Genomic DNA, 10,732 nt, shown 5'->3' with positions numbered 1-10,732 from the left:
GGACCGGGGTGGAGTGAGAGTCCGTCTCGAACCAACGTCTGGCTTCGGGATGGAACCGGCCGAGAGATGGGGCGTCCCATAGTGGATCACACGCCGGAGGACACGGGGGAGGGAAAGGCGCCTGAGCCTTTGCGGGGGGCGCCGCGGGGGCAAAAATGCGGTTCGAGGAGCTGACGTCTCGGGTGCTGGGGTATGCGATCGAGGTGCACCGCCACCTGGGCCCCGGACTACTGGAGTCGGCCTACGAGGCGTGTCTGGTTCACGAGTTGGCGCACGCCGGGCTCCAGTTCGTGCGGCAGTACCCGGTGCCCGTGGAGTACAAGGGACTCCGTATCGATTGCGGGTTCCGCGCAGACCTGTGGATCGAGGGCACCTTGCTCGTGGAGTTGAAGGTGGTGGAGCGGCTGTTACCGATCCATGACGCCCAGTTGCTCACCTACATGAAGCTCTGCCAGGCTCCCGTGGGGTTGCTGATCAACTTCAACGTGGTGCGGTTGAAAGAGGGCGTGCGGCGGTTCGTCGTGTAGCGCGGATCGTACCACGGAGGACACGGAGACCACGGAGGAGGATCGGTTGAATGTTTGGGGGTAGTCCATCCGGCACCGTCGGAGGCTGCTCGGACCGTAAGGAGCGGGTACGCCCCCTGCTTCGCCGTTCTTCGTGGTTCAAGAAGAGGGACTGACGCATAGCGCGAACCCGGCTGGAACGAGCGCCTGGCTACGGGGGGCAAGGGGGTAGAAAGGGTTTGTGGCGTGGAAGGGATTCCACCACGGAGGACACGGAGAGCACGGAGGGGGACATGCGGGGTTTGTCCGTTGGTTTCTCGTTGATCGTGGCGTTGCCTGCTGATGCGGTCCGGAACCGGCAGGATGCCCAAGACAGCAGTTCTCCGTGCCCTCCGTGCTCTCCGTGGTTCGAAATGGGGGACTGAGGTGGTGGTGCGAAGCCGGTTGGCATCAACGCCTGGCTCCGGGGCCGCGTGGGGTCCAAGGCGGTTTGTGGCGTAGCAGGGATTGCACCACGGAGGGCACGGAGACCACGGAGGGGGACATGTGGAGTTTGTCCGTTGGTTTCTCATTGATCGTGCCGTTTCCGACTGACGACATCTGGAAGCGGCAGGATGGCCAAACCAGCAGTTCTCCGTGCCCTCCGTGCTCTCCGTGGTTGAATACACCGGAATGAGTGGTTGGCGATGAAGATCCGGTTCGGGACCGACGGGTGGCGGGGGGTGATCGCCCGGGATTTCACGTTCGAGAACGTGCGACGGGTGGCCGCGGCCGTGGCCTCGTACCTCGAGGCCGAGGGCCTGGCCGGTCGGGGCGTGGCCGTGGGGTTCGACCGGCGGTTCCTCTCCGGTGCCTTCGCCGAGGAGGCGGCCGGGGTGCTGGCCGCCCGGGGGATCCGGGTGTGGGTGGCGCCGACACCCGTGCCGACGCCCGTCGTCTCCTGGGCCGTGCGGCACCGGGGGCTCGGCGGGGGGCTCATGATCACCGCGAGCCACAACCCCCCCGAGTGGAACGGGGTGAAGTTCAAGGAGCACCTGGGGTGCGCGGCCCGGTCGGCCACCAGCGCAAAGATCGAGGCCGCCTTGGCCCGGATCGAGGGGCCCGTGGACTGCATCGGTCCGGCCGAGGCCCGGCGCCGGGGCCTGTGGGAGCCCCTGGAGGTCTGGGACGCCTACCGGGAGGCCGTGTGGGGCTTCGTGGATCGGGAGGCGATCCGCCGGGCCGGGCTCACGGTGGTGCTTGACGCGATGCACGGCTGCGCCCACCCCTGGCTCCCGATGCTCCTCGAGGAGGCGGGGTGCGAGGTCGAGGTGCTTCGGGCCGAGGAAAACCCGGGCTTCGGCGGCGTGGCGCCCGAACCCCTGGAGGATCGGCTCGGGGACCTGGCGGGGCGGGTGCGGGAGCGGGGCGGGGCCCTGGGGCTCGCCAACGACGGCGACGCCGACCGGATCGGGGCGGTGGACGAGCGGGGCCGGTATTTTTCGACCCAGCGGATCTTCGCCCTGATCCTCCACCACCTCCTGGAGGAAAGGGGGCTTCGGGGCCGGGTCGTTCGGTCCGCCTCGGGCACCGTGATGGCCGACCTCCTGGCCCGGCGCCGGGGGCTCCCGGTGCTTGAAACCCCGATCGGGTTCAAGTTCATCGGCGAGGCGCTCCTAGAGCCCGGGACCCTGATCGGCGGGGAGGAGAGCGGGGGGATCGGGATCCCGGCCTTCGGGCCGGAGCGCGACGGGCTCCTAAACGCCCTCCTCCTCGCCGAGATCGTGGCCCGCCGGGGCCGGGGGCTTCGGGCGTGCCTGGAGGACGTGTTCGCCGAGACGGGCTACTTCGCCTACGATCGGGTGGACCTGCCGCTCGCCCCGGAGCGGGCCGGGGCGGTGCGGGAGGCGCTCGCCCGGTGGCCCGATCCGCCCGAGTTGGCCGGCCGGGCGGTGGTTCGGGTGTCGCGCACCGACGGGCTCCGGTTCGAGCGGGACGACGACTCCTGGCTCCTGGTGCGACCGTCCGGCACCGAACCCAAGCTCCGGCTCTACGCCGAGGCCCGGGGCCGCGACGAGGTGGCCGCCCTCCTGGAGGCAGGCCGCCACCTGGTCGACGACCTCCCGGGCGCGGCGTGACGTACCCCAGCGAGGGCGGCTCCTAACGTCCGCCCCTGCTACACGGTGAGCCGCGGCCGTCCGGAACACGAGACCGGAGACCGTGCCGGGTGGCAGAAGACGGACGGCAGAGGACAGGGGGTTCTCTGACCTCTGACTTCTGAATTCTGGCCCCTGCTACGGCAGCCGCTCCTACGGGTTGGGGTAGCCTGTGGAGCTGGAATCACAAATGATTTTCGCGTCCTAGCGTCCTAGCGTCCTAGCGTCCCAGCCGAAGTGACTTGGAAGGCATTCGTAACCGTCCCCTGACGCCTGTCCTCTGACTCCTGACCCCCGACATGGATACCATTCGCATCCGAGGCGCGCGCCAGCACAACCTCAAGAACCTGAACCTCGAGATCCCCCGGGGCCGGTTCGTGGTCATCACCGGCCCGTCGGGGTCGGGAAAATCGAGCCTGGCCTTCGACACGCTCTACGCCGAGGGCCAGCGCCGGTACGTGGAGAGCCTGTCGGCCTACGCCCGGCAGTTCCTGGAACAGATGGAAAAGCCCGACGTGGACTCCATCGAGGGGCTCTCCCCGGCGATCTCCATCGAACAGAAGACCACGAGCAAAAACCCCCGGTCCACCGTGGGCACCGTGACCGAGGTGTACGACTACCTGCGGGTGCTCTACGCCCGGGTCGGGGTGCCCCACTGCCCGGGCTGCGGCCGGGAGGTGGCGAGCCAGACCGTGACCCAGATGGTGGACCGGGTGCTGGGGCTCGGGGAGGGCACCCGGGTGGAGGTGCTCGCACCCGTGGTCCGGGGCCGCAAGGGGGAGCACCGGGCCCTCCTGGAAGACCTGCGGCGCTCGGGGTTCTTGCGGATCCGGGTGGACGGTGAACTGCGGGAACTGGAGGAGGAGATCGCCCTCGACAAGAACCGCAAGCACACCCTCGAGGTGGTGGTGGACCGGGTGGTGGTGAAGCCCGAGGCCCGAAGCCGCCTAGCCGAGGCCCTGGAGCTCGCCCTGGCCCGGGCCGAGGGCGTGGCCGTGGTGGAGACCCGGCCCCGGGAGGGGGAGCCCGAGCGGTTCTGGTTCTCGGAGCGGTTCGCGTGCCCCGACTGCGGGGTGTCCCTTCCGGAGCTCTCCCCCCGGTCGTTCTCGTTCAACTCCCCCCACGGGGCCTGCCCCGCCTGCGACGGGCTCGGCACCAAGCTCGCCGTGGTGCCGGAGCGGGTGGTGCCCGATCCGCGGAAGACCCTGGCCCAGGGGGCGGTGGCGCCGTGGGAGGGCCGAAACGGCGCGTTCTTTCGGCAGATGCTCCGGGCCCTCCAGGACCACCTGGGGCTCGACCTCGACTCCCCCTGGCAGGACCTGCCCGAACGGGTCCGCCACGCCGTGCTCTGGGGAACCGGGGACCAGGCCGTGGATTTTCGGTTCGAGGGCAAGGACTCCACCTACCGGTTCCGGAAGCCCTTCGAGGGGGTGATCCCCCGGCTCGAGCGCCGGATCCGGGAGGCCAAGGACGGCGGCGACCTGGAGGATCTGGCGGAGTTCCTGGAGGCCCGGCCGTGCCCGGCCTGCGGGGGAGCGCGGCTCCGGCCCGAGAGCCGGGCCGTGACCGTGGGCGGGAAGGGCATCCACGAGGTCTGCGCCCTGAGCGTGGCCGGTGCCGAGCGGTTCTTCGCCGATCTGCGGCTTCCCGACCGGGAGGCCTCCATCGCCGAGCGGGTGCTCAAGGAGATCCGGGAGCGGCTCCGGTTCCTCCTGGACGTGGGGCTCGGCTATCTCACCCTGGACCGCCCGGCCGCCACCCTCTCCGGAGGGGAGAGCCAGCGGATCCGGCTCGCCACCCAGGTGGGCTCCCGGCTCACGGGGGTCCTCTACATCCTCGACGAGCCCACCATCGGGCTCCACCCCCGGGACAACGGCCGGCTCCTCCGGACCCTGCTGGAGCTCCGGGACCTCGGCAACACCGTGATCGTGGTGGAGCACGACGAGGACACGATCCGCGCGGCCGACCACGTGGTGGACATGGGCCCCGGGGCCGGCGAGCTCGGCGGTCAGGTGGTGGCCCAGGGCACCCCGGAGGAGGTGGCCGCCCATCCCGGGAGCCTCACCGGCGCCTACCTTTCGGGTCGGAGCGCCGTGCCGGTGCCGAAGCGCCGGGGCCCCAACGGGAAGGCCCTGCGGATCCGGGGGGCCCGGGGCAACAACCTCCGGAACCTGGACGTGGAGATCCCCCTGGGGCTCTTCGTCTGCGTCACCGGGGTGTCGGGCTCGGGCAAATCGACCCTGGTGGTCGACACCCTGTACCCGGCGCTCGCGGCGGCCCTCCACGGGGCCAAGCTGCGCCCCCTGGAGCACGACACCATCGAGGGGCTGGAGCACGTGGACAAGGTGGTGGACGTGGACCAGTCGCCCATCGGCCGGACCCCCCGGTCGAACCCGGCCACCTACACGGGGGTGTTCACCCCGATCCGGGATCTCTTCGCCCAGCTCCCCGAGGCCCAGGTGCGGGGGTACGGCAAGGGCCGGTTCTCGTTCAACGTGAAGGGCGGCCGGTGCGAGGCCTGCAAGGGCGACGGGCTGATCAAGATCGAGATGCACTTCCTGCCCGACGTGTACGTGACCTGCGAGGAGTGCGCCGGCCGTCGCTACAACCGGGAGACCCTGGAGGTCCGGTACAAGGGCGCCTCGATCGCCGACGTGCTGGAGATGACGGTGACCCAGGCCCGGGAGCTCTTCCGCAACGTGCCGGCGATCCGGGAGAAGCTCCAGACCCTGGAGGACGTGGGGCTGGGGTACATCCGGCTCGGGCAGTCGTCCACCACGCTTTCGGGCGGGGAGGCCCAGCGGGTGAAGCTCGCGAAGGAGCTCTCCCGCCGGGCCACGGGCCGCACCCTCTACATCCTCGACGAGCCCACCACCGGGCTCCATTTCGAGGACGTGCGTAAACTCCTCGAGGTGCTCCACCGGCTGGTGGACCAGGGGAACACGGTGCTCGTGATCGAACACAACCTCGACGTGGTGAAAACCGCCGACCACGTGATCGACCTCGGGCCCGAGGGCGGGGACGAGGGGGGCCGGGTGGTGGCCCGGGGGACGCCCGAGGAGGTGGCCGCCTGCCCGGAGTCCCACACCGGCCGGGCCCTCTCCCGGCTGCTGGGGGTTTCCCGTTGACCCCGGGCCCGCTCGCCTGATACTTTCGCGCGCCTCAAACTTCCGTTTCGCCCGATCAAGAAAAAGGAGGCCCCCATGTGGAAGCGACTCGCAGTGGCAGCGGTTTCGGTGTGCCTGGCGGCGCCCGCGTTTGCGGGCACCGTGAAGATCGGCCTCATGGCCCCGCTCACGGGCGCCTGGGCCAGCGAGGGCCAGGAGATGAAGCAGATCGTGGAGCTCCTGGCCGAGGAGCTCAACGCCAAGGGCGGGGTGAACGGCCAGACCGTCGAGGTGGTGGTGGAGGACGACGGCGGTGACCCCCGGACCGCCTCGCTCGCGGCCCAGCGGCTCTCGACCCAGGGCGTGGTGGCCGTGATCGGCACCTACGGCTCGTCGGTGACCGAGGCGAGCCAGGGCATCTACGACGAGGCCGAGATCCTCCAGGTGGCCAACGGGTCTACGGCGGTGCGGCTCACGGAAAAGGGTCTGAAGCTCTTCTTCCGCACCTGCCCCCGGGACGACGAGCAGGGCCGGGTGGCGGCCCAGACGATCCAGAAGCTCGGGTTCAAGAAGGTGGCCGTGCTCCACGACAACACGAGCTACGCCAAGGGGCTGGCCGAGGAGGCCAAGGGGCTCCTGGAGAAGGCCGGGGTGGAGATCGCGTTTTTCGACGCCCTGACCCCGGGCGAGCAGGACTACACCACGATCCTCACGAAGCTCAAGGCGGCCGGGCCCGAGGCGGTGTTCTTCACCGGATACTACCCGGAGGCCGGACTCCTGCTCCGGCAGAAGAAGGAGATGGGCTGGGACGTGCCGTTCATCGGGGGCGACGCCACGAACAACCCGGATCTGGTGAAGATCGCGGGCAAGGAGGCGGCCGCGGGGTTCTACTTCCTGAGCCCGCCGGTGCCGAGCGACCTGCCCTACGAGCGGGCGAAGGCGTTCCTGGCGGCCTACGAGAAGAAGTACGGGGGCGTGCCGGGCTCCATCTGGGCCGTGCTGGCGGGCGACGGGTTCCTGACGGTGACCACGGCCATCGAGGCCACGGGGTCCACCGACTCCAAGAAGCTCGCCGAGTACCTCCACAGCGGGAAGCCGTTCTCCGGGCTCACCGGCGAGATCGCGTTCAACGCCAAGGGCGACCGGGTGGGCGAGGTGTACAAGGTCTACCGGGTGGACGCCGAAGGCCGGTTCGTGCTGCAGCAGTAGGGACCGGGACGGGGCCGCGCGCCGGGTTGCCGAGGGCGCGCCAAGGCCCCGCGGGACCGGGAGGCTCGCCCGGCCCAAGATGAGCGAAACCGTGGGACGGTCCGGCCGCCGAGGGCGGCCGGACCGTCCGTGAGCCCTTGGCCCGGTTCGGTCCGATCGATGCCCCGTGCGGGCGGAGGCGGTAGGGCATCCAAGCCTCCGAGCGTCCTCGCGTCCCCGCCGATACGCCACCTCTGGATCCCATGGAACAGTTCTTCCAGCAGTTCACCAACGGGCTCGCCGTGGGGGGGATCTACGCCCTGATCGCCCTCGGGTACACCATGGTGTACGGGGTGCTCAAGCTCATCAACTTCGCCCACGGCGACCTGTTCACCCTGGGGGCCTACCTGGGGCTCACCCTGATCACGTCCCTTGCGCTCCACGAGAGGGTGGGGGTGGCGGGCGGGGTGCTCCTTCTGGTCCTCATGGTGATGGGGCTCGTGGCCGTGGTGGGGGGGCTTTTGGAGCGCACGGCCTACCGCCCGCTCCGGGAGTCGCCCCGGCTCTCGGCCGTGGTGAGCGCCCTCGGCGCCTCGATCTTCCTCCAGAACGCCATCATGCTGATCTACGGGGCCCGACTCCGGGTGTACCCCCAGGACATCCTGCCCCGGGTGGCCGTGGAGGTGTTCGGGGTGCCGGTGCCGCTCATGCGGATCCTCATCTTCGCGGCGTCGGTGGTGCTGATGGCGGTCCTCTACCTCTGGGTCCACAAGACCCGGATGGGAACGGCCATCCGGGCGGCCGCTATCGACCAGGGGGCGGCCCGGCTCATGGGCATCGACGTGGATCGGGTGATCCTGCTCGTGTTCCTCGTGGGGCCGGCCCTGGGGGGCGCCGCCGGCGTCATGGTGGGGCTCTACTACGGCCAGATCAGCTTCACCATGGGCTGGCTCTACGGGCTCAAGGCGTTCACTGCGGCGATCCTGGGGGGCATCGGCAACATCCCGGGCGCCATGCTGGGGGGGCTCCTCCTGGGCGTGATCGAGGCCCTGGGGGCGGCCTACATCTCCCTGGCGTGGAAGGACGCCATCGCGTTCCTGGTGCTGATTCTGATCCTGATCGTCCGGCCCACCGGGATCCTGGGCGAGCGGGTGGCGGAAAAGGTGTGATGACGCGGCGGACGAAACTCTGGGTCCTGGCCACGGCTGTGGGCCTCGCCCTGGCCCCGGCGGTGCTGAACGCCTACTGGGTCGACGTGCTCAACAGCGTCGGCCTCTACGGCCTCCTGGCCCTGTCGCTCAACGTGATCCTGGGCGACGCCGGCATGTACAACATGGGTCACGCGGCGTTCTACGCCGTGGGCGCCTACACCACGGCCATCCTGAACACCCGGTTCGGGGTGCCGATCCTGTGGACCCTGCCCCTGGCCGGGGCGGCGGCCGGGGTGTTCGCGGCGCTCGTGGCCCGGCCGGTGATCCACCTTCGCGGCGACTACCTCCTCATCGTGACCGTGGGGGTGGGGGAGATCCTGCGGATCGCCCTGGTGAACGATGTCTTCGGCCTGACCGGGGGCCCCAACGGGATCTTCGGCATCGCCCGGCCGGAGCTGTTCGGCTGGAAGATCCGAAAGCCCCACGAGTTCTTCTATCTCATCTGGGCCTTCGTGGCGCTTACGGTGTTCGTGTTCCACCGGCTTCAGCAGTCCCGGGTGGGCCGGGCTTGGAACTACCTCCGGGACGACCCGGTGGCCGCCGAGGGGAGCGGGATCCCCACGTCCCGGTACCGGCTCCTGGCGTTCGTGGTGGGCGCGGCCTGGGCGGGCATGGCGGGCACCCTGTACGCCTCGAAGATGACCATCATCTCGCCCCAATCCTTTAGCTTCTGGGAGTCGGTCGTGGTGTTCATGATCGTGATCCTGGGCGGCGCCGGGAACATGGCCGGCGTGCTCCTGGGGGCGTTTCTGATCGTGGGGCTGCCCGAGGCCTTCCGGGGGCTGGCGAGCGCCCGGATGCTCGTGTTCGGGCTCGTCATGATGGTCATGATGGTGGTGCGCACCCAGGGGCTCCTGCCCCCCCGGCCGCGCCGGTTCCGGCTCCCGGACGCCGCGGGGTAAGGGGGAGTCATGGCCCTGCTGGAGCTCGAAGGCGTCACCAAGACCTTTGGGGGCCTCGTGGCGGTGGACGAGGTGTCGTTCGCCGTGGACGAGGGGGCCATCGTGGGGCTCATCGGCCCCAACGGCGCGGGCAAGACCACCGTGTTCAACCTGATCACGGGCAACTACCGGCCCGACGGGGGCCGGATCCGGTTCGACGGCCGGGACATCACGGGGCGGCCCACGCACCGGATCGTCCACTGGGGCATCGCCCGGACGTTCCAGACGATCCGGCTGTTCCAGAAGATGACCGTGCTCGAGAACGTGCTGGCCGGCCGCCACTGCCGCACCCGGTCCGGCGTGTGCTCCGCCGTGCTCCGGACTCCGGCCCAGCGTAGGGAGGAGACCCGGGCCGTGGCCGACGCCATGGCGGCGCTTCGGTTCGTGGGGTTGGAGGCCCGGGCCGAGGACCTGGCCGGGAACCTCTCGTACGGGAACCAGCGGCTCCTGGAGATCGCCCGGGCGCTGGCCACCGAGCCCAAGCTCCTCGTGCTCGACGAGCCGGCCGGGGGCATGAACGAGCAGGAGACCCTGGCCCTGCTGGACCTGATCCGCCAGATCCGGAACCGGGGCGTCACGGTGCTCCTGATCGAACACGACATGGGCCTCGTCATGGAGGCCTGCGAGCGCCTCGTGGTGCTCGAGTACGGGAAGAAGATCGCCGAGGGCACCCCCGAGGAGGTCCAGGCGGACCCCAAGGTGATCGAGGCCTACCTGGGCACGGACTAGAAGGCGGCCATGGGAACCCTTCTGGAGATTCGGGACCTCAGGGTCCGGTACGGGAACATCGAGGCCCTCCACGGCGTGAGCCTCCGGGTGGACGAGGGGGAGATCGTCACCCTCCTGGGGGCGAACGGCGCCGGGAAGTCCACGACGCTCATGGCCGTGAGCGGGCTCGTGCGGGCCTCGGGCGGGTCGATCCGGTTCGACGGCCAGGAGTTGACCGGCCTCAAGGCCCACCGGCGGGTCGAGCTCGGGGTGGCGCAAAGCCCGGAGGGGCGCCGGGTGTTCGGCACCCTCACGGTCGAGGAGAACCTCGATCTCGGGGCGTTCCGCCGGCGGGACGCCGATGGGATCCGGAAGACCCGGGCCTGGATCTACGAGCTCTTCCCGGTGCTCGCCGAGCGGCGCCGGCAGCTCGCGGGAACCCTGAGCGGCGGGGAGCAGCAGATGCTCGCCATCGGCCGGGCCCTCATGGCCGAGCCGCGGCTCCTGCTCCTGGACGAGCCCAGCCTCGGGCTCGCGCCCCTTCTGGTCAAATCCATCTTCCAGACGATCGAGGAGATCAACCGGGCCGGGGTCACCGTGCTCCTGGTGGAGCAGAACGCCCGGGCGGCCCTGCGGCTCGCCCACCGGGGCTACGTGCTGGAGGTCGGGCGGATCACCCTGGAAGGAACGGCCACCGAGCTCCTGGAGAACCCCCAGGTCCAGCAGGCCTACCTGGGCGGCAAGCGCTAAGCTCCCCGGCCCCTTGGGTCCCTTGTGTCCCTGGGGTCCCTTTGTTGGGGGCGCGGAAAACCGTAGGCCTGGCCAGGGGTTCGCGGAAAAGGGCGAAAAAGCCCCGAAGGGGGTGTTGACAGGGGTTGGGGAGGGGGGTATAAAGCGCGCTCTCGCGGCGGGGGGGAGCGGGGCCGCGGGGCGGGC

The 10,732-nt window shown here is 70.1% G+C and carries 8 protein-coding genes; all 8 read left to right on the top strand.

From position 1 onward, the window contains the following. The first annotated feature begins 155 nt into the window (after positions 1-155). On the top strand, positions 156-527 hold the full coding sequence (locus ACYQ8L_RS17135) for a GxxExxY protein (RefSeq protein WP_459943035.1): 372 nt from the start codon (positions 156-158) through the stop codon (positions 525-527). Between the two features lie 665 nt (positions 528-1,192). Beyond that, complete coding sequence (locus tag ACYQ8L_RS17130) at positions 1,193-2,623, top strand: phosphoglucomutase/phosphomannomutase family protein (protein ID WP_459943036.1); 1,431 nt, start codon at positions 1,193-1,195, stop codon at positions 2,621-2,623. Positions 2,624-2,940: 317 nt separating this feature from the next. After that, positions 2,941-5,769, top strand: coding sequence for an excinuclease ABC subunit UvrA (gene uvrA, locus ACYQ8L_RS17125; RefSeq protein WP_459943034.1), 2,829 nt, complete (start codon positions 2,941-2,943; stop codon positions 5,767-5,769). 75 nt (positions 5,770-5,844) lie between these two features. Beyond that, complete coding sequence (locus ACYQ8L_RS17120; protein ID WP_459943033.1) at positions 5,845-6,957, top strand: branched-chain amino acid ABC transporter substrate-binding protein; 1,113 nt, start codon at positions 5,845-5,847, stop codon at positions 6,955-6,957. 242 nt (positions 6,958-7,199) lie between these two features. Next, positions 7,200-8,105, top strand: coding sequence for a branched-chain amino acid ABC transporter permease (locus ACYQ8L_RS17115; RefSeq protein ID WP_459943032.1), 906 nt, complete (start codon positions 7,200-7,202; stop codon positions 8,103-8,105). Then, complete coding sequence (locus ACYQ8L_RS17110; protein WP_459943031.1) at positions 8,105-9,049, top strand: branched-chain amino acid ABC transporter permease; 945 nt, start codon at positions 8,105-8,107, stop codon at positions 9,047-9,049. The genes ACYQ8L_RS17115 and ACYQ8L_RS17110 overlap by 1 nt, the downstream gene beginning before the upstream one ends. A gap of 9 nt (positions 9,050-9,058) precedes the next feature. Beyond that, positions 9,059-9,817 carry an ABC transporter ATP-binding protein gene (locus ACYQ8L_RS17105; protein ID WP_459943030.1) on the top strand — a complete coding sequence of 253 codons (759 nt, stop codon included), beginning with the start codon at positions 9,059-9,061 and terminating at the stop codon, positions 9,815-9,817. Positions 9,818-9,826: 9 nt separating this feature from the next. Next, complete coding sequence (locus ACYQ8L_RS17100; RefSeq protein ID WP_459943029.1) at positions 9,827-10,546, top strand: ABC transporter ATP-binding protein; 720 nt, start codon at positions 9,827-9,829, stop codon at positions 10,544-10,546. Positions 10,547-10,732 lie beyond the last annotated feature (186 nt).

The organism is Deferrisoma palaeochoriense, from assembly GCF_054656955.1.
Note: the sequence above shows the minus strand (reverse complement) of the source record. Positions and strands in the feature narration are given on the sequence as shown.

Excerpts from the sequence above, each read along its gene's own strand:
- ACYQ8L_RS17135 (WP_459943035.1), top strand. The coding sequence starts at position 156 with ATGCGGTTCGAGGAGCTGACGTCTCGGGTGCTGGGGTATGCGATCGAG.
- ACYQ8L_RS17130 (WP_459943036.1), top strand. The coding sequence starts at position 1,193 with ATGAAGATCCGGTTCGGGACCGACGGGTGGCGGGGGGTGATCGCCCGG.
- uvrA (WP_459943034.1), top strand. The coding sequence starts at position 2,941 with ATGGATACCATTCGCATCCGAGGCGCGCGCCAGCACAACCTCAAGAAC.
- ACYQ8L_RS17120 (WP_459943033.1), top strand. The coding sequence starts at position 5,845 with ATGTGGAAGCGACTCGCAGTGGCAGCGGTTTCGGTGTGCCTGGCGGCG.
- ACYQ8L_RS17115 (WP_459943032.1), top strand. The coding sequence starts at position 7,200 with ATGGAACAGTTCTTCCAGCAGTTCACCAACGGGCTCGCCGTGGGGGGG.
- ACYQ8L_RS17110 (WP_459943031.1), top strand. The coding sequence starts at position 8,105 with ATGACGCGGCGGACGAAACTCTGGGTCCTGGCCACGGCTGTGGGCCTC.
- ACYQ8L_RS17105 (WP_459943030.1), top strand. The coding sequence starts at position 9,059 with ATGGCCCTGCTGGAGCTCGAAGGCGTCACCAAGACCTTTGGGGGCCTC.
- ACYQ8L_RS17100 (WP_459943029.1), top strand. The coding sequence starts at position 9,827 with ATGGGAACCCTTCTGGAGATTCGGGACCTCAGGGTCCGGTACGGGAAC.